This window comes from Stieleria magnilauensis, from assembly GCA_007753675.1.
GTDB lineage: Bacteria > Planctomycetota > Planctomycetia > Pirellulales > Pirellulaceae > Stieleria > Stieleria magnilauensis.
The window spans coordinates 5,795,160-5,817,047 of sequence record CP036432.1 but is presented as its reverse complement, the minus strand read 5'-3'; the positions used below and the strand labels follow the sequence as shown (position 1 = coordinate 5,817,047).

The 21,888-nt window shown below is 54.8% G+C and carries 18 protein-coding genes and 2 pseudogenes; 7 read left to right on the top strand and 13 right to left on the bottom strand.

Features of this window, described 5'->3' with window-relative positions:
* Positions 1–6 precede the first annotated feature (6 nt).
* A pseudogene (locus TBK1r_RS20435) lies at positions 7–612 on the top strand (multicopper oxidase domain-containing protein); the annotation flags it as partial.
* A 30-nt stretch (positions 613–642) separates the two neighbouring features.
* Here the strand turns inward: TBK1r_RS20435 and TBK1r_RS20430 are convergent.
* Positions 643–1,815, bottom strand: coding sequence for an ISAs1 family transposase (locus TBK1r_RS20430; RefSeq protein WP_145207480.1), 1,173 nt, complete (start codon positions 1,813–1,815; stop codon positions 643–645).
* A 112-nt stretch (positions 1,816–1,927) separates the two neighbouring features.
* Here TBK1r_RS20430 and TBK1r_RS20425 point away from each other — a divergent pair, with 112 nt between their 5' ends.
* Entirely contained in the window at positions 1,928–2,767 is an 840-nt protein-coding gene (locus TBK1r_RS20425; protein ID WP_419580204.1) for a multicopper oxidase domain-containing protein, read from the top strand.
* Between the two features lie 291 nt (positions 2,768–3,058).
* Here TBK1r_RS20425 and TBK1r_RS20420 read toward each other — a convergent pair whose 3' ends face one another.
* From TBK1r_RS20420 to TBK1r_RS38810, 7 genes are all read right to left on the bottom strand, one after another.
* The gene (locus TBK1r_RS20420; protein WP_145214692.1) at positions 3,059–4,537 is read right to left on the bottom strand and encodes a ferredoxin reductase family protein; all 1,479 of its coding nucleotides are present in this window, start codon (positions 4,535–4,537) and stop codon (positions 3,059–3,061) included.
* Between the two features lie 94 nt (positions 4,538–4,631).
* Entirely contained in the window at positions 4,632–5,735 is a 1,104-nt protein-coding gene (locus tag TBK1r_RS20415) for a methionyl-tRNA formyltransferase (RefSeq protein WP_145214689.1), read from the bottom strand.
* 46 nt (positions 5,736–5,781) lie between these two features.
* Positions 5,782–6,567 carry a cytochrome c3 family protein gene (locus TBK1r_RS20410; RefSeq protein ID WP_145214686.1) on the bottom strand — a complete coding sequence of 262 codons (786 nt, stop codon included), beginning with the start codon at positions 6,565–6,567 and terminating at the stop codon, positions 5,782–5,784.
* Between the two features lie 38 nt (positions 6,568–6,605).
* Positions 6,606–8,069: an IS701 family transposase gene (locus tag TBK1r_RS20405; protein ID WP_145213181.1), complete on the bottom strand. Its 1,464-nt coding sequence runs from the start codon at positions 8,067–8,069 to the stop codon at positions 6,606–6,608.
* Between the two features lie 125 nt (positions 8,070–8,194).
* On the bottom strand, positions 8,195–8,974 hold the full coding sequence (locus TBK1r_RS20400) for a hypothetical protein (RefSeq protein ID WP_145214683.1): 780 nt from the start codon (positions 8,972–8,974) through the stop codon (positions 8,195–8,197).
* A 3-nt stretch (positions 8,975–8,977) separates the two neighbouring features.
* Positions 8,978–11,011, bottom strand: a complete 2,034-nt coding sequence (locus TBK1r_RS20395; RefSeq protein WP_419580202.1) for a 2Fe-2S iron-sulfur cluster-binding protein — start codon at positions 11,009–11,011, stop codon at positions 8,978–8,980.
* A 343-nt stretch (positions 11,012–11,354) separates the two neighbouring features.
* Positions 11,355–11,483, bottom strand: a complete 129-nt coding sequence (locus TBK1r_RS38810) for a hypothetical protein (RefSeq protein WP_259631815.1) — start codon at positions 11,481–11,483, stop codon at positions 11,355–11,357.
* 374 nt (positions 11,484–11,857) lie between these two features.
* On the opposite strand from TBK1r_RS38810, the gene TBK1r_RS20390 reads away from it, so the two are divergent.
* Together TBK1r_RS20390 and TBK1r_RS20385 are read left to right on the top strand one after the other, a co-directional pair.
* Complete coding sequence (locus TBK1r_RS20390; RefSeq protein WP_145214680.1) at positions 11,858–12,415, top strand: PleD family two-component system response regulator; 558 nt, start codon at positions 11,858–11,860, stop codon at positions 12,413–12,415.
* Between the two features lie 53 nt (positions 12,416–12,468).
* Positions 12,469–12,687 (top strand): carbon storage regulator, encoded by a 219-nt coding sequence (locus tag TBK1r_RS20385; RefSeq protein ID WP_145214677.1) that lies wholly within the window; start codon positions 12,469–12,471, stop codon positions 12,685–12,687.
* A 908-nt stretch (positions 12,688–13,595) separates the two neighbouring features.
* On the opposite strand, the gene TBK1r_RS39475 is transcribed toward TBK1r_RS20385, so the two are convergent.
* From TBK1r_RS39475 to TBK1r_RS20365, 4 genes and pseudogenes are all read right to left on the bottom strand, one after another.
* A complete protein-coding gene (locus TBK1r_RS39475; protein WP_473772441.1) occupies positions 13,596–13,949 on the bottom strand; it encodes a Glu/Leu/Phe/Val dehydrogenase in 354 nt (117 codons plus the stop codon).
* A 31-nt stretch (positions 13,950–13,980) separates the two neighbouring features.
* A pseudogene (locus tag TBK1r_RS39470) lies at positions 13,981–14,142 on the bottom strand (Glu/Leu/Phe/Val dehydrogenase dimerization domain-containing protein); the annotation flags it as partial.
* 199 nt (positions 14,143–14,341) lie between these two features.
* A complete protein-coding gene (locus TBK1r_RS20370; RefSeq protein WP_419580201.1) occupies positions 14,342–15,007 on the bottom strand; it encodes a Spy/CpxP family protein refolding chaperone in 666 nt (221 codons plus the stop codon).
* 594 nt (positions 15,008–15,601) lie between these two features.
* Positions 15,602–16,171 (bottom strand): hypothetical protein, encoded by a 570-nt coding sequence (locus TBK1r_RS20365; RefSeq protein ID WP_145214668.1) that lies wholly within the window; start codon positions 16,169–16,171, stop codon positions 15,602–15,604.
* A 302-nt stretch (positions 16,172–16,473) separates the two neighbouring features.
* On the opposite strand from TBK1r_RS20365, the gene TBK1r_RS20360 reads away from it, so the two are divergent.
* Positions 16,474–16,902 carry an RNA polymerase sigma factor gene (locus TBK1r_RS20360; protein WP_419581579.1) on the top strand — a complete coding sequence of 143 codons (429 nt, stop codon included), beginning with the start codon at positions 16,474–16,476 and terminating at the stop codon, positions 16,900–16,902.
* Positions 16,903–16,978: 76 nt separating this feature from the next.
* On the opposite strand, the gene TBK1r_RS20355 is transcribed toward TBK1r_RS20360, so the two are convergent.
* Positions 16,979–18,412 carry a TolC family protein gene (locus TBK1r_RS20355; protein ID WP_419580200.1) on the bottom strand — a complete coding sequence of 478 codons (1,434 nt, stop codon included), beginning with the start codon at positions 18,410–18,412 and terminating at the stop codon, positions 16,979–16,981.
* Positions 18,413–18,794: 382 nt separating this feature from the next.
* Here TBK1r_RS20355 and TBK1r_RS20350 point away from each other — a divergent pair, with 382 nt between their 5' ends.
* The gene (locus tag TBK1r_RS20350) at positions 18,795–19,343 is read left to right on the top strand and encodes a membrane or secreted protein (RefSeq protein WP_145214662.1); all 549 of its coding nucleotides are present in this window, start codon (positions 18,795–18,797) and stop codon (positions 19,341–19,343) included.
* A 556-nt stretch (positions 19,344–19,899) separates the two neighbouring features.
* Complete coding sequence (locus tag TBK1r_RS20345; RefSeq protein ID WP_259631872.1) at positions 19,900–21,831, top strand: efflux RND transporter periplasmic adaptor subunit; 1,932 nt, start codon at positions 19,900–19,902, stop codon at positions 21,829–21,831.
* Positions 21,832–21,888: the final 57 nt, after the last annotated feature.

Genomic DNA, 21,888 nt, shown 5'->3' with positions numbered 1-21,888 from the left:
TGAATTATGAGCGGAAATAATGATGGCCGTCGAAACTTCCTGACACAGGGCGTCGCCGCCACCGCTGGCATGTTTGCGGCGGGTAATGTATCGGGACAGGAACAAACCGCTCCCCCTGCAATGCAAATGGATCATGTTGCGCACGGAAACGGCGGTGAGTTCCCTCGTCTGCACGCTGGGGTTGGAGGTCCGGTCGGCAGCCCTACTGACCGCGGGAAGCTTGTGCCAGGATACCGTGATCCAAGCCTACCGGCGGTTGAAGTCATCGCGCCCGACTTGGAGAAATTAAGTGGAAAGATGGTCCGGGGAGCCCGTGAGTTCCATCTTCGGGCGACGCCGGCCCGCCGAGAACTGCTTCCCGGGATTTGGATGGACGCTTACGGATATAACGATCTCTTTCCAGGTCCTGTTTTGGAGATGACGCAGGGCGAGCGAGTGCGCATCGTATTTCGCAACGACTTACCGGAAGAGACGACACTGCATCCTCACGGACTCGAATTGCCAGTGAGCATGGACGGGATTCCGGCTGTGACTCAGGACTATGTTAAGCCCGGTGAAACGTTCGTGTATGAATTTGACGTCCACCAGGAAGGTAGTTACTTCCTGCACCCGCATGTCGCGATCACGACGATCGCACCAAAATTAGGCTGCAAACAGGAGTTTTTCGAGAAAGTCAGTGTTCCAGCCAGCGATTTTGCGTTTCCGCTTGAGACTCTTCTTCCGAGTGTCCCGCTTGAGGAGCGTTGTGACAAACCGGCGAGCAAAGCTCATGTTCGACGTCGCGTTTTTGGTTCGGAGCCGACTGGAGTCTTCATGAAACACCACATCGAGAACCCAGTGCATGCTCTCAATCCCCCAATGCTTACGCGCGCAATTTGAAAATTCACGCACCCTTGCCGGTCGGCTTGATATGTAATACCGGACATCGCTTGATTGCTTGTCGCCACGAGTGGTGCATGTATTCGCTTGGCAAATACTTTTGGCTCCCTTCCATTGGTCGGTCAGTTCGCGGAGCGCTTCGGGAATCGGACAAGTCGCATAGAAGCGTTCTTCGTCTCGCCCGGCCTGCTTTCCAAGCGTGGTGATGGTTCGAACACCGTGGTCTTTGAGCCCTTCGTTGTGGGCCATCTCAAAGTAGTCAGCGATGGCGGCGCAAAGCTTGGGATGGTTGTCCTTGACGGCGAACACATAGTCGCCACCTTCTTCGATGATCTTTTCAGCAATCGACTTTTGGCATCCCATGGCATCGAGCGTCACGATCGAATTGCGCACGTCGATCAGATCGAGCAATTCGGGAATCGCCGTGATTTCGTTGGACTTGGAGTCGACCTCGGTTTGTCCGAGCGTGACACTATGCTCGGTGGCCCAGGCACTGACGATGTGAATCGCGTTGGATTTTTCCGCATCGGTGTAGGACCCTCGCACCGTCTTGCCATCGATCGCCACGTGGATGGGACCTGTGTGATTTTTGGAATCGCAATCGGAAGATGCATGGGCAAGTTCACAAAGGTGCGAGTGCCACTGCAGAAGCGCATTTTGAAACTCCGCGGGCTTTATCAACGACAGCACTCGCGTGATGGTGTCGTGAGAAGGGATTCCAGCTTCAAAGTCAGCGAACTTGGAGAGCCAGTCGAGTTTCTCTCCACCGAAGCTTTCGATCTCATCGGGACCATCCGCGCCTGCGATGACCGCCGCGACAACCAAGAATAGAATCGAGTTGAGCGGATGGATCGTCCGTCCGGCAACTCGCGGGTCGCTGACCTGATCAAAACACTCGTGAAACACGTCAATTTGGGAAGCCATTGCCATCTCCATACCAGGGCAGTGAAAAACCAGTCCGGCTGAATTTATTAGCAGAGGGGTTCACCAAGGCAAGACATCAACGAATACTGAAACCAGATTTTGGTGCGATCGTCGTGATGTCGCGATGCAGGAAGCCGTTGGCATGGTCGTGCCATTCATTATTCATCCAAAGGTCGTTCACACACCTGTAGTTGATCGCGACTTCGTCCTGGTCGCGCAGCAATTCTCGATCTTGCCCAACGCAACGATCCCCAACTCCAACGCAATGGACTGGAACTTCCTGACGCTCAACGGTCGCAGTGGCCCCTACACCACGCCGCTAGTATGCAAGTTGGGCGAGCGTGTCCGCATACGATTCATCAATTTCAGCACACTTCACCAGCATCCGATGCACTTGCACGGTCACACATTTTGGATCACGGGTACTGAAGGTGGAAGGATACCCGATTCCGCATGGATTCCAAGCAACAATGTCGTCGTGGGCGTGGCCCAGTCCCGCGATGTCGAGTTTATCGCCAACAATCCCGGCGACTGGGTGCTTCATTGTCACATGTTCCATCACATGATGAACCATATGACGTCCCAGGTAGGTCCGATCATTCGCCAAGTAAAGAATGACCCCGGCTTTCAGGTGCCAGGTTATCCGCAAATCATGAAAGGAATGTCCAGTATGAAGATGGAGGGTATGAAAGCGGTTTCAGAAGGCGACAATGAATACGCCATGAAGATGACGATGAAGGACATGCAGAAAATAACGTCTCGTCGAGAGACACAAGGGATGCGAGACGGCTGGTACAAAGGTGTAAAAGGTCTATTCTCGGTTGTTCGTGTTTTGCCGCCAGAACTGTACGACAAGCTGATGAATACCGACGAGCCGATTCCGCCGAACAGCAGCACGCCTTGGAATCCGCACGGTCGCGGTGCCATGCCTGGGATGCGAATGTCCCAAGCAGTGACACCCTAACAAAAGCGGACTCGACGAGGCGTTGGCATTGCAAGTTGCGGGTTTCCGCTCGAGAGAATCCCGGATGTATTGGAAGATATGGCACGACTCCTTGGTGACAGTGGACAGGTCGGCATTATTGCAATTTCAACTGTGCGTGCGGGAGAGAGTGACAGCTTGCTGGAGTCAACCTACAAGTGAATGCATCGCCATTTTCCTCACATCGTCGACTGGCAACAAATTCTGCTGGATCGGAACGATGAGTGTGCCAGGCTGCAAACGTTGAACGTGCATCCGAAGGCGACTGGGCAATCACATCGAATGCCCGTGGCTGTGAGAATGCTCATGTGCATCACCGGGTTTAGTGGCTCCTCCGGCACGCATCACAGCAATTGCCATGATCAAGGCCAATGTGATCGCCACGGTTAAAGTCGTCGCTCGTTTCCGCCACACGCTTCGCGAACTCGTCGGCGCCGTATCTTCTGTTAAGGAAAACGACTCGGTGTGGATGTTGCGTCGCCGCACTTTTAGATTCCTTAACGCGTTGACGACTTGGACGCTCATCGCCGCTGGGCCGCAGATGTAGAAGCCGGTTTTCATTAGGTCGCCACCGAGCAAGCGGTTGAGTAGAATGCCGTCAATATGCCCGTACTCGCCACTCCACGTCTCCTCAGGGGTGGACAGCACATGTTCCAATCGCAGCTTCGGTTTTTGTGTCGATCGCATCTCAGTTAACTCGCTGCGAAACACGATATCCGCCTCGGTCTTGTTGCCATAGATCAACGTCACGGGGCGCAGGTCACCGACGTCTCGCATGTGACGAAGCATGCTCATTAGCGGCGTGACACCAATACCACCAGCGATGAACACGAATTCGGACTCCTCCTGGTGCAATGCATAGGAGAAGCGACCGAAGTTGCCCTGCACAATCGCAGTTTCGCCAGGCTGAATTTCACCGACTTGACTCGTGAAATCGCCTGATGCTTTGATTGTGGATTCGATGAATCCGCTGAGCGACGGGCTGGAGGAAATCGTAAAGTGGTGCTCCTCCGCAGGCACAGCGGAAGAATTTGGAAACGTCAGGAAATGGAACTGACCAGGCAAGTGGTTGGCTACTTCGCCTTCGGGTAACGCAAAACGTAACGTCCAGACATTCGGCGATTCTTGCTGAACTTCCTCAACTCGGTACGGCTTGGTAGCCAATCGTCGTGGTCGGATGAGCCGATGCGAGATAAACGCTGTGATTGCCGCGGTGCCAAGGATCACCCACAGAATCCGCAGCGGAAATGCGGACAAATCACCGCCAGCGTACCAACTGTGCAGCAATGCTAAGACGATGATTCCGATGGCCATCGCATCGTGCAAAATTCGCCAACGCTCAAAACTGAGTTTCAGCGATCGACGGAACACGGAGATCAAGATGTGAACGAGCAAGAGCAACAGCGTCGTTTTACCAGCCCAGATGTACCACGTCTGATCGAGGCCATAGAGCAACTGCCAATTCCCCTCGCCGAACGCTAGTAGGACGGGATGCAACAGCAACAATGTAAACGCGAAGATTCCCATCGAGCGATGAAAAACCATCACGCTATCGAGCCCAAAGAAGCGATTTGTCAGCGGTAGTCGAGCCGCCAAGACAAACTGCATCAGCAGAATACCGATCCCGATCAAGCCACTGTTCTTTGCCACCTCGCTCGAAAACGAATGGTCCGTTTGCGGCACTGCGAGCAACGCGATCCATACGGGTGAAGTGGCGGTGAGAAAATAGAGTGCGAAGAGGGTGGTTTTCACGAGAGACTACACAAAAGATGGTTTAAACAATGGGACGCGGTTGACTGTCGATAGCGGTTTGGAACTGAGCCACTTTGGCGACGCTGGCTGAACGCTATGATTCGGTTTCGTGCCTCAAAACTTCGGCAATATCGCTTGGTCCCCTTAATATGCTGCCGCACTTGCGACTGATGAGCTGATGTCCAGGTACGATATCCTGGTACACTTCAGAACCCTTTGTGGATGGATAAATCACGGGCTTGTTCAGTTCAACAAGGAAATCTGGATCGCGCGTGGCAATCGTTAACTTGTCCAGATCGCTTGAGATCACCGTACCGGGAGTCATCCGGCATCGATCGCCGGTCGATTGTTTAATCGTCCAATCGCGAGGACCATCTTGCGCCGGAACAACCCTTCCTTTCTCGAATCCAATCACCATGCCATTGAGCGAAGTGAACATCGGCAGATACCCGTCGAGAGCTCGCATTCTTTGATCGATGGATTCGGGAGAGGAATGCCATTGAATCCACCCCCACCACGGATTCGCCGTTGGAATGTAAGACGCTTCGCCGAACTGCTTTCTTGGGATTGTACGCCCAGAGATGATTGTGCTCAGCAGAGTTCCGATAGATTCCCCAAACAGTTCAGCCATGCGGGCTGACAGTGCCAATGCCGTTTCCTCCTCTTCGATCGGAACATCCTTCTGGAAAAGGATATCCCCGGTATCGATGCCGGCGTCGATCAGGTGAAATGTGATCGCGGTCTGACAGTCACCGTAAAAAATCGACGCTATGTGCGGGAATGCTCCTCGATACTTCGGCAACTTTGATCCATGGCAGTTGACGAAAACGGTGCCTTCGGAGTTGAGTACTGAAGCCTTCAGAATTTCGGGCCATCCACCCACCAATACGATGTGTGGTCTCAGCGAATCCAATTCTTGTCGGAATCCGATACTGTTGACGCCAGGACAATCAAGAATGTGCACGCCCTGACTGCGCGCGTATTGCAATAACTTCTGTTGGACAGGATGCTCTTCAAGTGAAAAGTGCCGTGGGATTTTGCTTACCGGTAAAAAGCCCACGATCTGAGCCAATTCTGGCCTTTCAATGATTCCGCGCAAGAGGTTGATTCCCAAAGCGCCGGTTCCCAATACCACTATCCGAAGCTTTTCATTTTCAAAATCGATTTGTAGCGGACTCATCACAATTTCATTTTCCAATTTTACATTCCGTATAGAGACCGAGTACTTGGCAGTTACGATATCGCTAATGGTGCTTGTACCAACCGGCGCGTTGAATGTCGTTCCAACTCGTGGTTTGGTGGCATTGGTGACATTGTTCGACTCGGGCGTGCGGTTTACCAGCGACCTTTGCCGAGATCATCTTGAAGTGCATCATGTAGTGGCTAGGTGGTGCTTGGTGGCACTGGTTGCAGTCGGTCGAACTGGTTGACGGATGTTTGTACTCCGGAATCGTCCAGCGATCGGTTGCGTGACATTGTGCGCAGTCGCTGCCGAATAAGCTTTGATGTTGGTCATCGTTGGAATGGCACGAAGCGCAGTCGAGCACCGATTCTTCTAAGCTAATTCGCTCATGTGGTGGCGAAGCCAACTTGAGTTTTCCGACGAGCAAGTTATAAGCGGACACTTCCTCGCTCCCGGCTTCCGCGTTTTGCATGGCCTTCATTCCGATCGACGTCAGTATTGAGTGGTCCATCTCCGACAGGTTGGCATCAAGACCTTGGTGTTCGAGGTGGCATTGTTTGCAGGAGCCGACGCTGGCGTGGAAGGCCGTCGGCTGTCGTTGCAGAATCGACTCGTTGTTGGCGTGGCACAGGATGCACTTTGCGGTGTCAACACCCATCACCGGCGTATGGCAGGCTTGACAATTGTCCCCAAGGTCCGCATGGGCGGCGGACAGCGTGCCGGGATTGACCGAGCGGTGTAGCGTGTGCGACACAGCGTCCGTTGCGGACTTGGGCAAAACGCCGATGGCGTAGGCGGTCGACAGGATCGCAGCGAGCGTGACAAATATAAGTAGGTTGCGTTTCATACTGCACTTTAGGTGATTGACTGTAGCGTCGTCGATCGTCACGCCGCAAACGCGAGCAAGCGTTCGAATCGGTCGCGAATTTTTGTTTCGTCAGGAGCCAGATGCAGATCGTTCAAAAATTCAGAACGCAGCATTTCACGGGTGATTCGGCGACGGCGATCTGTGTGTGAGGGACGACGCGATGGATTGTCCCACGGTCGGTCACTGCGATCAACCAGCTGTTCGGCCGACAGGTCCCAACACTCCAATTCAACCAGGCTGTACATCCACCCGCACAAGTTCCAGCAGGCAATGCTAGACCAAACGTTTCGGACCTGCTGCTCGCCGGCACCCCAAATCTCCTTCACGTCGTGAAAGTGCTCTTCGATCGACCAACGGTCAGAGACCGTTTGCAAGATTGCCTCCACGCTCATCGTCGGATCGGTGCTGATGTACGCTGCCCAATTCCCACTGGCATGCTCCAACAAAACGACTCGAACCTGACCGCCCACGACCTTGCTGGTCGCGACGAACGTTTTGTAACGTCCCTCCGTCTGTACGCCTCGACAACAGTAGGTAATCGCTTTCCAGCCATCTCGGCGTCCAGCTCGCTTGGCCAAGCTGATTCGATTCTTGCCATACTTGCGAGGCCTACCGCGCTGCCCCGGTTTGTTCGCCGGCAGATCGAACAGCTTCGCATCGCGACGAAGCCGTGTGACTACTGTGGCACCTTCAGCGATCAACGGGCGCACAAGGTCCCTGGCCGCATACGCGCCATCGAACACAACAATGAATCTCGCTTTGCTGCCGAGCGCACGAAGCGTGCCAAAGACTTGCCGAAGCAACTCCATGGCGAGTTGGTGTTTGGTACGAAAGTCCCAGTCATATCGTTGTTTCAGCTTGTTGATGTCAACCTGCCGAACGTACAGTCGCGAGAGCAACGGCAACGCCATGACTCCGAACAGCGGATGGCTCAGGACCATTGCCAAGCAAACCCAGTTATGACCATAAAGCCAATCTCCGTCGCCAGGGCCGGGTGTCGGATTGTGGTGAATGTTAGCCGCTTCAACGTACGGCCCAAATCGCTTGGTGGGCGAATCATCGATGGCAAACGTCCAGTGACCGTTCTCGCCGGGATCGAACTTCTTGAAGATGAACATAACCAACGGCAGCATCAACGAGACAGTGTTTCTCCCGATCGATTGAAGCATCTCGTAGAACCGGTCCCAATCATCGTTAACGCCGCCGCAGCGAAACCAACTGGCGGCAGTGCGGCGACCACCGGCGAGCATCGCCCCGGCGATAACGATCGGCAACCGAAAGCCGATTCGTTTGTCAAGCAAGTCACTCATCGAAGCGACCAAAGTTGCGATCGTCCCGCTGAGCGGAATGCTTGCCGTTTTGGTTCGTCTGCGACTCGGATTCGGTGTGTCAAGCCTTCGCCGCTTGTCGTGCTGGGAAGGCGTGGATTTGCGAGAATGTTGAGCTTGCGGTGGTCTGCCGGAGCGTTTACGCTTAGCCATCCTTGGCCCTTTGAGATGTGGATTGGTGTGGTAACCTCCATTTTCTCTGAGGGCCTTTTTCGTGGCAATATCAATCGGTCTGCGATAACTTTTCGCCTAAAGTGCAGTTTCATAGAGATCGAGTCTTATTCAAACCACCGCAAACCGAAGTAGACGGCGTAGTACACATGCACAAACATCAGGGCATAGAGAACGAACGAAATCACGATGTGAAACTTCAGCCACTTGCCGAACCAGAGTTTGAAATCTTGGTGAGTGGCGATCGCGTATTCGACATCCGCGATGGATTCGGCAAGGCGAACGAGTGTGATCGTTTTTCGGCCCAACGTGCTTTGGCCTTGCGTGATCGCCGTATCGCTCGCTTCCGACAAGAAAAATCCAGCAGTCAGACGGCTGAAGAATCCTGAGAATGGTCGCAAGTTCTCTGCGGACGCCGGATGAGAACCAACCTCCACGACCGCTTGGTCGTAGGCGGTTTGCAATTCCGAGAGCATCGCCTTTTTGGCTTTGATCTCCGTAGCGAATCCCGACATCAGATATCGCCCAATGAAACCACTGACAACAACCAGCAATGTCATCGCCGTCAGCGTGATCCCCAGCGCACTGTTGTATTTGTGGCCACTGTGCAGGATGACCAGAATCGGCCCCAACACGCCCGCATAGATATGCCACGCGAGCAGCGTTCGCATCGAAACGTGTTTGGTGACGGCCTGCTTCAACTGCTTGTTGCGTTTGACGACCAGGTAAGCCAGGGGCACCAGCATCAGCAGCGCCCCGGTGACGCCAAGAACGCCTCCCCAAAAACTGCCTGCGAAGCGATGAGAATGATGTAGCGGAAAGCCAAGCCATGCGAGCAGCATGAGGAAGACGAGGCCGGTGACGACTATCGTTTCGCGTTCTTTCATTGCTTACGCCTCCACGCTCACATCCTCTGTCGACTTCGACTGACAAGCCAGGATCATTCCCGCTTCTTTCTCGTCCGGATCCAGACCGTCGTCGACCTCCATTGACACGTTGCCCGAAAGCAGCTTCACCCGGCATTCGCCACAGGTGCCGACTCGGCATGAGTAATCAATATCGACTCCAATCCGTTCGGACGCTTCGAGAATCGTTTCGTCCGGAGGCAACGAAGTGGACTTGTTGGATGTCGCGAACGTGACCTTCGCTCCCGTCGCTTTCTCTTGGCGAGCCTCTTGTTTCTCTGCAACCTTCGCCTTCGGCTTCTGTGTGGAACCAAAGTTTTCGGTGTGAATGCTCTCGGCTGGCACTTCCAGTTCCGCGAGCATCGCTTTGGTGGCTTCCATCATGGCCGGAGCACCACAGATGTGAATGCGTTTTGACGCGATTTTCGGCACCCACTCGGCCAGCAATTCTTTATTTAGGCGACCGCTCGTATAGCCGTTAAGATCTTCCTTGATCCGACTCATCGCGACGTGGACGTGCAGGTTGTCAAATTGCTCTTGAAGTCGTTTGAGTTCCGATTCAAAGATGAAGTGTGCAGGATCGCGGCACGCGGCGATAAAATGAATCTCGCCGGGCCACGCCATGTCCGTGAGCGCTCTCGCGATGCTCATCATCGGTGTGATTCCGACGCCACCGGAGATCAATACGATGTCGTCGGATTCCTTCCCCGAGAAGACGAACTTGCCACTCGGGGCTTTGACTTCCAACGTGTCGCCGACTTTCACTTGGTCATGCAGGTAACGAGACCCCGCGCCTTTATCTTCACGTTTGACAGTGACCTCGCAGAAGTAGCCCTGGGTCGGCGAAGATGAAATTGTGTAGCTGCGTTTGATCGGTGTCTCGGCAACCGGCAATGTCAACGTCAGAAATTGACCCGGCAGGTAGCTGAACGGAATGCCGCCCCCATGGCAGGCGACAAAGCGAAACGTCTTCACGTCTTCTGTTTCTTGAATGATCTTGGCAACCCGCAACTTACAGAGTTTCTTCTTGCCAACGGCGAGCAACCCGTTGTGACTGACGCCCTTGACGTCTTGTTCGGTAACGCATCCATCATCGGTGTCGCAACAGTCGGTTGAAGAAGGGGAGTTGGGAGTCGTTGTTGTATTGCTCCCACCTCCCCCCCTCCCAACTCCCAGCTTTGCTCCTCCACTCGCTGACGCCCCTACTCCCGTACTCCCACCTCCTTCACTCGACGCTAGTCGTTCCAGCAGCGAAGCGGCGCGGCGCATTTTGAAGAAGTACATCCAGATCATGGTTACCGCGAACAGTACCAGGATCACCATCACGATCGTGTGAAACGGTGTCATGCCCCATAGCCAAGCGTTCGACGCTGCCACTGGAGTACCGTCACTCAGGTTCATTTCGTTTTTGAACCACTGAAGGGCGACACTGCGTGGTGCTTTGCCTTCGCGAAGTGCGCGATGGGCTGCTAAACCACTTTCAAAATCACCGAGTCCTTCGCGAATCTTGGCGGTTGCAGCCTGCATGGCTACGAAATCATCGCTGCCCGCTGAAATGGAAAGCTCGTCAAAGCCTTCGCTCAAGACCCGGGTCCCCGCGATCATTCGCTGGTGCGCCTCGTGCTCCAACTCGCCACGTCGCTCCATCGGCAAATCGGGCAATTCCATCAACGATGGATACAGGTCTTTCGGTTTGGGCGCACCCATTTTTTCCATCATGCCACCCATTCCGCCGCCACCCATCATCCCGACGCCGCCTTCGCCACCTCCCATCATTCCTCCCATGCCACCGCCTTTTCCGCCCAGCATTCCCGGCCCAGTTCCTTCGGGCGGGCCACCCATTTCCTTGCCGCCCATGCCACCCATTCCTGACTCGCCAAACGTTTTTGCAGCTTCTTCGGGATGGTGGCTGGCGTGTTCTTCTGGCGAAATCTGGGCGTACGCGATTCCGGACGCGGCCAACCCAACCACCATCATTGTGGCGACCGGCAAAAGAAAAACGGCAATACGGCTTTGCATCGAGCGAACTCTCTCATTTCGTGTGATGTCAATACCGCTTTGGATGCGGCAGTCCTTCCGTTTCTTCACGAACAAACCTGAACGGCTGCAAATCACTTCCGAATTTGTTTAGAAAATTTTTGATTTGCCGCGAAGGATTCCATCCTCTTGTGCATCAAATCTCGCAACACTGGCCCAGAACAGGGCGTTGAATGAGTCGCGATCACGGACGATCCCATGAACCCAATGCTTTTTGGCCTAATGAAACTTGCTGCCCTCATCGCCGTCGTCGTGTTCTCGGCCGGGGCACCGCAGCCTTCCACTTGCAAATGCGAGCATTGCCCGTCGAAAGTCGGTTCGTCCGTTACTTCAGCAGAGTCTGCACCGGAATGCTGCTGCGGAACTGATTCCTCGGCACCTTGCCAGTCATGCCCTTGTAGATGTCAGCAATCATCGCCTGATCAGGGGCTTGAGCCACAATCCGAAGTTCCATCGCCGATTTTCGCGAGCGAGCGAGTCTTTGCTTCGCACTGGACAGGCAGTTCACTTTCCCGCGCGGTCCCGCAGGCTTCTCCCGCGGTGCTGGCGGGTGCGCCGCTTTGCGTTGCCCTGTGTCGTTTTCGTTTGTAGTGCACGTCATTTCCGACGTTCGCTCCACTGCAACAAACCAAACGACATTCTCAAACGGAAAGTGATTTCAAGATGATCATGCAAGAACGATATGCGCCCATCGCAACAGCAAGCTATCAACGCGGTGCCACCGAGCCACTCCTAATTGGCTGCCCGGTATGCGGACGCCCCGCGAAGGTTCGCCCGAAACTCGTTGGCGAAGAAGTTGCGTGCGGGCACTGCCACGGCACCTTTGTCGTGACGGAACAAATGAATGGCGAGAAGCTTGCGAGATCAACAACCGCTGATCGAAAGACCTCGAAACAAGAATCGCCCATTCGCTCGACACCAACACGGCCATCTCGCAAACAGGAGAATCTGCCCAAACCGCATCAAAGTCGCCGATCAACGCCCCGTCCCATCGCATTCATCGTCGAACCACGCGACGAGGTTTACGCTCGATTGGCCGGTGATCTGATCGAAGCTGGCTATCGCGTCGTCAGAGCCTTGTCGGCTACGGATGCACTGAAGGCGTGCGAAAAGTATCGCCCCAAGCTCGTCGTGGCGCAGCTTGCCCTTCCGTGCCAAAAGGCACGGCAATTGGCTCCGAAGTTGGCGATGCTCGATTGCGATACCCGGGTTGTTTTGTACGGTGCTGAGGTTGCCGTCCACGACTATGCCATGGCCGACTTCTTGGGCATCGAAGAGTTAATTGAGTACGGCGGTGACCTGTTTCGTCTTTCGGCTCGGATTCGTCAGGTGCTTGGTACCGAGTCGCCTTTTCAAAATGAATCAAAATACCGAAGCGTTGCCTAAAAACGGCGTCGCCCAAACAACACAAACAAGCCAATTATCGAAGGACCGATTTCATGCTAATTCTGTCACGCAAAATGGGCGAGTCGATTTGCTTGCCCGGAACGAACACAACGATCACGATACACCGGACATCTGGCGGTCGAGTGTCATTGGCAATCGACGCACCACGCGAGGTCGCCATCGTGCGCGGCGAGCTGATGCCGATTGAACCAAGCTCGCCAATACACCTGGACGCTTTTCAACCACATCCAGTGTCATCGAAACCGCGTTAGTGAGACTGGCGTGCGGAACCGATTTATTGTCGCCATCGACGAAGACTGGCAAGCAGATCGGATGCCGCGATTCAAGTGGCAAATCCGATGCAGAGTCCAGCAACATCTTGGACGAAGCAGCCCCATCGCGGAGTGCGATGGGGCAACCAGACTTGGATAACCTCCCTACAGGCCACGGATCAGTAACCGCACCCCGACCGTACGCGACGATGCAGTACTCGGCGAGGGGTAACGAGCGCCGGTCGGTAGCTGGAATAGGTTGGGGTGTAGCTGGGATAGTAGCTGCCATAGCCAAAGCCGCCGTAGCCAATGCCACTGTAACCCACTCCATAGCCAAGCCCGGTTCCGTAGTAGCTGGCTCCGTGCCCGTAGCCCCTGTATCCATGGCCGTAACCCCCGTGTCCGTATCCGCCATGGCTGAAACTGCCGTGGCCTCCGTAGCCATGTCCACTTCCCACATGACTGCCACTTGCATGACCTCCACCCCCATGACCGCCACTAGCCATTGCGGGTGAGGACCATGAAATCGCTGCGGCTACTACAACTAAGCCAGCCATTATCTTCAGTTTTGATGCGTTCTTCATTTGAAATCGCCTTTTGAAAGGAACGTGAAGGCCCGTTCGGGCCAGTGCGTAAACAAGCGTGGCGGTCTGCAATGCAAGTGCCACGCTTTCATCCATTTGGATGCGTGTTTCACATGGTTCCTTCACGCTGAGATCACGGATTCGCCGAAACATAGGGCGAGCCTGCTGGTCATGCCGATTGATTGGCCGTCTCGTTTGACCAATCTGGATCAAACGCTTAGTGTCTTCATACGTTCATGATCCAGGGAGCGGTCAATATGATCACTTGAAAACTTGGCTGCTTGCCGGCGTCCCCGGCTGTATCGCAAGTGAGTTCGCAGGCCGTTAACGGCCTTGCACCGCATGCTCAGACGAAAAGAAACGCTCCGTGCCTTGCGCTTCAATCGCATTGCCAATGCGATTGAACGCGTGCGTGTACGCCGAAGTTCGCATGTCGATTTGATTCGTTGTCATCAGCTCATAGATGGTGTTGAACTCACGCGTCATGATCTGATGCAGACGCTCGTGAACCTCATCAACGGTCCAGCAGTAACCGGCTCGGTTCTGTGTCCATTCAAAATAGCTGACCGTCACGCCACCCGCGTTTGCCAGGATGTCCGGCACCACCAGTGTCTGCTTGGCATTCAGAATCACATCGGCATCCGTCGATGTCGGCCCGTTGGCAACCTCGACGATCACCGGTGCAATCACCCTTTCCGCCGCCGAACGGGATGCCTGCGACCGCACATTTGCACGACATCCAGAACGCGAGTGCTTTAACTTCGCCCAGATGAATATCCGGATGGAACCGAATGCCACCCTTGGTTGGGCCGCGCGTATCATCGTGTCGAACGCGGTAACCTTCAAACACTCGTAGTGATCCGTCGTCCATCCGGATGGGAATGGAAACTTGCAGGATCGACTTGGGGTGTCGCAACCGTTCAAGAGACTCGCTCTCGATGTTTGCGAACTCCGCCGCGTGATTGAGTCGAAGGAGGGATTGCTCAAAGATGTCACCGGACGGTTCGATAGCCATGGAGTATCTCGAGTGAAAGCCTCGTAAAGTTTGCATTGCAGATTGCCAGTTGCCGCTAGTTGTTGTCCGTCGCAATCCCGACAAGTGTTTGGCGTTGATCCTCGGTCAGAATATCGGCAGCGTTTCCGACGGCACGGATGAACTCGATGCGGTTGTTAACGGTCAGGCTGGCGATTTCCTTTACCTTGGCTTCGATCTTGCTGATATCTGGCTGGTCAGCGGCGGTCAGTACCCACAGTTCCTGTTCGGCTTCAGCGATTTTGCGCTCCGAGGTGGAAGTCGCCAGCAACGAGGATTCCTTGATCGTGTTCAGCTTCTTTTGCTGCTGGTCGGTCAGCGTGATGTGTTCGGGATGATCGAGGAAGAATCCAGTCTGGCCGATGTGATAAAGATGCGATGCCCCTGGAAATCCAGGTAAGGCGGACGGCATCTCCATCCCGGCCATCGAATCCGATTTCATGGCGGGGTTCATTCCCATCATTCCCATGCCCATCATTCCTTTCTTGCCTTTCATCATCGACATCGTCCCCATGCCGCCCATGCCTTTGCTCATCATGCCCTTTCCCATGCCGGACGATTGGCTGCCGGAATCCTGAGACATGTTTTTCATGCCGCCCATCGTCCCCATTCCCATGCCGCCAGAGCCCATCGACATGCCGCCGGACTCGCTCGAATCATTGGCGTCCTGGGACATGCTTTTCATACTGCCCATGTTCTTCATTCCACCCATCGCTTTGTTACTCGACATGCTCGGCATGGAACCGTCGGTTGCGTAACGGGCTTGGTGCTGTGCCTTGAGAGCCGCTTCCAGTTGCCCCACTTTCAATCGCAGGGCTTGCAATTCCGACGCGAGATCACCGCCTTCTGCTTTGGCTGGTGGCGTATCGGAGTGATTTGCTTGCGTGTCGCCAGTCGTTTGTGCGACGGAAGAGACGCTTGTCAACAGCGCGATCAGTGCCACGCAAGCGAATGAGACAAGTGACAGTGTACGTTGGGTGAACATTTCTTGGACCTCGGAGCCTAGTTGGCTGTATTGGGAGGGGAAGCGCGACGGCAGGCACCTGCCCTTGATACCCAGTGCGGGTATATTTAAACTGTGACCTTCGTGAGGATTGGGACGTTAGGGAGGCGACCGGGTCGGTAAGTTACGCAAAGCAACCGCGCTACTGCACGAATGAAAACCCAGTCCAAGCGATGTTCTCGGTCGCGTGAACTGGTTTTATTACAAACTTGGCGGCCAATTCCTTTGAATCTCGATCAAATCAAGCGAGCACGGATGCAACGAAAGTGCGTGAACGCCATGCCTGCTGCGAAATCACTCGCTAGCATCGGGTGCTGCGTGTCCTTCGTGCTTGTCGTCGCCGGTCATCTTCATCAACTTGGCGTGATCTTTCCTGATCTCGTCCAGCGCGGTCGTCAACTTCGTGGCCATGTCGCCGCAAATCTTGCCGTCGGGGGTTTCCTTGCAGCATTCCATGTGCAGCATCTTTTGAGTTTCCGAGGCTGCCGCGAGCTTGTTGTCGATGACTTTGACCTGCTCGACGACTTGCGGGTTATCGACGTACACCTCGCGAACGATGCCCATGTCGCGTTGGATCCCCTGGAGTTGCATGCCCAGCATTTGCGATTCAGCGTGCGTGATCGCAGGGTTGATCACCGGCGCCTGGGTTGTGTAGCTTCCGATGCTTCGCGAGTAATCGCGGGCATGTTGGATATTGCGCGACGTTCGCTGATTGGCCCAGAAACCCTTTCCGGGACTTTGCCGTCGCTCGACGGTCGAGCGAGTCTTGCTGCCTTGTGCCGACGCGGGCTGGGCAGCCAGCGATCCAAAGGTGAACATAGCGGCCAGGGTCAGCGCAGCGATTCCGAACGGTTTTGTACTCATTTGCGGGGTTCCTTTGTTGGAAAACCAGGGGATGTTTTGGTGAGGTCTCATTCTCACTCGCTGAATTCGATGCTGGGCGATGTTGCGTCCTTCACGAAAAAGCCCGGATTTCCTCATTTTGCTGCTGTGTACGCCGGAGACGCAATTTATTGAGTAATCCACGCATTACGAACGAGCAACAGTCGGGGAGGCCGGCGGTTGATGCCGCTGCAACCGCCGCATTGATCCGCGAATGCATCGACGGGGACCATGATGCGATGGGTCGGCTGTACGAGCGTTGCAGCGGTCGCGTTTTTGCGCTGATGGTTCGCATGGTGGGTCGCCAGGACGCCGATGATGCGATGCAGTTGGCGTTCATGCGGATCTTTCGCAAACTTGATCGCTTCAGTGGCGGATCAAGTTTGGAAACGTGGATTTACCGTGTGGCGACGAATGAGGCGTTGCAATTTTTGCGACGTCGCAAGAGAGATAACGTCGACACGATTCGCCATGAACCGGAATCCCAAATGAGTCAAAGTGGGCTTCGCTTAGAAGATGCCGAGATGCTGGAGACTGGACTTGCCAAGCTTGAGCCAGAACTGCGTGCGGTATTGACGCTGAAGAAAGTACAGGAACTCTCCTATGCAGAGATCGCCGAGATCATGGACATCCCTGAAGGTACCGTAGGCTCAAGGTTGAACCGGGCACGGCGAGAATTGCGGGACGAGCTTGAGCGACTGGGGTGGAGATGATGATCCTGGCGGCTGACGAGCGGGCCAATGAAATGACCCAACGCATTGGAGTTTGTTCGCTTCCCCACTCCCCCTCTCAATAAGGACATCCAACGGTCCGATCAATCTGTGCGATTGTGCCCGCAAGCGAGGCATTGATTCGAGCGAGCTGAATCTCGAACATCAACAGCTCACGATAGGTTTCGATCAAGGCAAAGAAGTCGGTCCGTTCGCCTCGGTAGTCGGCAATCGCAAGCTTCAACGTGTCTTCGGTGCGAGGAATGAGACGTTCTTCGTAAATGTTTGTTTGCTCGACAAATGAATCAGCTTGCACAAGCAAGCGTCGCAGTCGTCCATAGATTTCATCACGCTCTGCTTCAAGCCGTTGCATCGTACTGCCAGTGCGGCGACCGGCTTCGCGAACGCCTGCGTTGATTTTTTCTCTCCAGATCGGAAGTGTTGTGCCAAACGTAATGCTGAGATTGTCATTCCCATTGGCGACCGGACTGATGACATCATGGCCATCGCTCACGATGCCCCAGTTGAGACCGACCATGAAGTCAGGGAAACGCTGGAGACAGGCGAGTCGCTGCTTTTCACGATCTCGTGCAATCTCGGCAGCGAGTCCGCGTAAGCTTGGATTGCATTGCTCGGCCTGTGCGATCAAAGCGTCAAGCTGCATTGGTGCGTCAGCAATGCCAAGTTCGTACGTTGCTTCGGCCAACAGTGACGTTGGCTGTTGCAGCAAGGATGCAAGGTCCGCCTGGGAGACTTCTTTTTGTCTCTGGAGCTGCACCAATTGATCGTCCAGCCGGTCCGTTTCTAACTGAGCACGCAACACGTCTTGCTGCGTGCCTCCGGCCCGATAACGAGCTTCGGCGACCTTCGTAAGGTCGTCTACCAAGTCTCGTGTTTCCTCGATTATTTGAATGGCTCGAGAAGCATACCAAATTTCGTAATATGCCAATCGCACCGACTCGGTGATCTGACGCTCGATGCGCTCGACTTCCGCTTGCGCCATTTGAGCTTCGCGGCTTACAATCGCACCTTTGGCACGCAGTTTGTCAGGGAAGGGCACGCCCTGCTGTAACGACATTTGGTTAGCGATACGACCGGCGGCGGTTTGTGTTGCGTAGTCGTGAAACGGCCAAAACGTGTTGTTGAATTGTGGGTCTGGGAGTGCAGTGACTTGTGGAATGCGGTCGAGTTCGGCGGCGACACGTTGTCGAGCGGCTCGAATGCTCGGGTGAGCCGCCAGGGCTTGTCGAACAAAATATTCTACCGGCTGGCCGGCGGGAGAAGTGACGGACACGCCCTCTCGATTGCCTTCGAATTCCTCAAGTTTGGCTTTTGAAATCTCCGGCGGCGTGGCTTCATTGTCGCCATGGCGAGGCGAATCGAGTTGCATCAGGTCGCCGAAACTATGCTCGGCGGTGTCTTCGGGTGACTGCGTGAACGTCCGTGGCGACTCAGATACCACATCATCGGTGTAACCAGCCGGCCGAACGGCATCCACCTTGTCTTGATGCATTAATTGCGTTCGACTGCGGTTCTTCCTTGAATGAAAATCGGTCACTTCCGTCCCGGAATTCGTCGCTTGGCCAGCTTTTGAGGAAAGTCGAATGCCTGATTGCGAGGCACACCCAGAGGCTGACGCAGTGATTACCGCAGCAAAGATTAGCCGTTTCGCTTGCTTGGCTATGAGTGTCTTAGATTGCCAATCCATGGCGTTCCATCCCTGATATGCTAGAAATTTGCGCTCGATTTCCGCCTAGTCAGCCAATTCCTATTGAACTTTTCGGCCAAATTTACGATATACAGAATATACCGGGTCTAGGTATCTGTTTCGGAAGGATAAAGTGTTTCGCTCGCGTCTAATTCGTACCGTCGTTAATCTTTCACTGACCATCGCAATGATGATTCAGCCGACGATGGCGTTGGTTTCCGCGGAAGATTGCGGTGTAAATTATGCTTCCGAGTACATGTGCGAAGGCTGCGGATGCTGCGAAGTCGCTTCACGAGACGACAAATGCAGTTGCTGTGGTGGTGGCGAAAACGCCGACGGCGAAAATGGCTGTTGCACGGTCGAAGCGGAGTCCAATGATGCATGGGGCAGCTCCGACCAGACGATGTTTTCCCATGCCACTTTGGAACTCAAAGTCATTGCCATCAGCACGGTCGAACCTGCGGCATTCGAGGGCTGCGAAGCCAAAGAGGGCGATACGCAATCCAGCAACGAAGTTTCATCCACTTGCCGTTGTGGTGTAGAAGGCCCGCCGCTTGGTGATTCGGCACCGCCTAGGCCAACGGTTTCACCGCGTCAGTCCGTGGCGATTCGGCATTCAAATTTGGCCGACCTTTTCGGGGGGGCAATGTTCCCGCGACCAGGCCGTCGCGATGTTGGCGAGATCTTGCTTTCGCCACACTTCTCTCAAGTCCAGTTCTGCATCTGGCGGCTGTAAGCTGCGCCTGCGACTGTAGTTTCACGCGCGTTTCATAGCGTGTTCTGAAGCCGAAATCAGCGTCTGACGTTTCGCGAAGAACGTGTACGCCGTTGGATTGCCCGTTCAGTTGGTAGCTGCTGTCGTTCGATGGTGGGTTCCACTCGATGGCGGCACCGGAAGACACGCTCCGGGAAGACTTGCCTGATGACTTTTTTGCGCTCATAGCTCCTTCGAATTTACGATTATGAATCCCGCTAACCAATCACGACGCAGCGACTCGCCTACTGCGGAGAACAAGGAGGTTTTCAAGATGACCGATAAAGACAACATCCCAGCAGCGGAGGGCGAATTGCCCCCAGATCAGCCTGTGGAAACGCAAGCATCGGCAATCAAGACCCAGTCGGTCGAGAGTGCTTCGGAATCCTCGGATGCGCCTGTTGCGACCGAACCGAGTTCGACATCGGAAGCCGAGCCCGCGCCCGCCGCGGCTTCCAGGCTGGACGGATTGGGATGGTTACTCCGTGTCGGCGTCAATGCTATCGCAGTCGTCGCCGTCGCGGCACTCATCCTATTGATGATTGGAGTTGCCCAGCGCGCAGAATGGGTGACTGCCAATGGGTTTTCTGGCGGTGCTGATGGCGAGGCTGCTGCCGACGCCGGTGGTGGTGAAGACAAACGTTACATCTGCCCCATGATGTGCACGCCGCCTTCGACAGAGCCGGGGCGCTGCCCCGTCTGTGCGATGGAGTTGGTCGAAGCAACCGGGGGCGGCGGCGGTGACGGAATCTCGGTCACGATCGAATCGTCTGCTCGCCGTTTAGTTGGGATTCAAACTGCGACCAGCAAGATGGGTGAAGTGAATCGAACGATTCGCACGATCGGTTCGATCGATTTCGATGAAAGCCGACTTTCGACCATCTCCGCGTACATCGACGGACGTTTGGAGGAATTGTACGCCGACTACGTTGGCGTCGAAGTCCGCGAGGGCGATGACCTGGCATTGATCTACAGCCCGAAACTCTACTCCGCACAAACCGAATACATCACCAGCCTGGAAAGCAAGTCGGTTGGACGTTTTAGTGTCAACAGCCCGAACATGCAGGCAATGGCTCGCGAAAATTTGAGTGAACTAGGAATGACTACCGGTCAGATCGAAGATCTCCGCAAAAGTGGGAGGCCGGAATCACGTATCCGAATCAAATCCCCGCAGACTGGAACTGTTTTGGAAAAGGCCGCGGTCGAAGGCGACTACGTTAAGACCGGGCAAAAGATATACCGCATCGCTGATCTGACATCCGTTTGGATGATGCTGGATTTGTTTCCCGACGATGCAGCATCGGTTCGGTTCGGCCAACAAGTTGAAGCTGAGATTCAGTCGATGCCTGGCGAAGTCTTTACCGGCCGCGTCGCGTTCATTGATCCGACCGTCAACCCGACGACTCGTACGGTTCGTGTCCGTGTTGAAGTGATGAATTACGATGGAAAGCTGCGTCCGGGTGATTACGCAACGGCTCGCATCAGCGTTCCCGCGATTCCTGCGGACATGGTTTACGATCCGGCGCTTGCTGGCAAGTTCATCAGCCCGATGCACCCACAAGTGATCCGAGGCGAACCTGGCGACTGTCCTCTTTGCGGCATGGACTTGATACCAACGGCTCAGCTCGGCTACTCGCCTGAGCCAGTGCCGTCGCAGCGTGTCGTTACAGTGCCGCGAGACTCAGTGTTGCTTACCGGTGAACAGGGTGTCATCTACGTCGAGACCGAACCAGGACGATTCGAGATTCGCCGCGTCACGGTTGGAGCGATGAACGACGAACAGGCAATTATCGTCGAAGGGATGGCGGCAGGCGAAACCGTCGCAACAAACGGCAATTTTCTAATCGACTCGCAAATGCAGCTTGCTGGCAATCCATCGTTGATGGACCCCAGTAAAGCACCCAGCTATTCACCAGGCCCACTCGAACTCCCCAGTCGTGATCCGGTCATGTTGGCTGGTGAGTCGGGCGTACAGTTCGATCGTGCCTACGATGCTTATTTCGAGATTCAGTGCGCGATGGCGGCCGACAGGACGCCCCCACCGGTGGCGCTCAATACACTGTTGGATGCTCTTAACAAACTCGAAATGTTTCCAGACGTCCCAGACGACGCCCAGTCACGTTTTGCAAGTGCACGGCGGGGTGCGTCAAGGATGGACGGTTCACTCGAAACCGCTCGTGAAGCTTACCGCAGTGTCAGCCACGCGCTTTTGCATGCCGCAACCGTCACACGCGGCCCCAAGACGGCAGCAAAGCTAACGCACTATTATTGCCCAATGGTACCTGGGGGCGGTGGCGATTGGATGCAACCTGGAGGAGACCTGCAAAATCCGTATTGGGGAAGCGAAATGCTGACCTGCGGCGAGACCGTTCGCGACATGTCGGTCAGTCGTAGCGACGTCACCACGACGGGCGAAGCCGTCAGTTTCAAAGTGATCGGGTTCGGAGATGAATTGGGAGAGATGCAATGAACGATCAACCAGAATCTCGAACGGGTAAATCGGTTGGCAATTTGAATAACCAAGGAG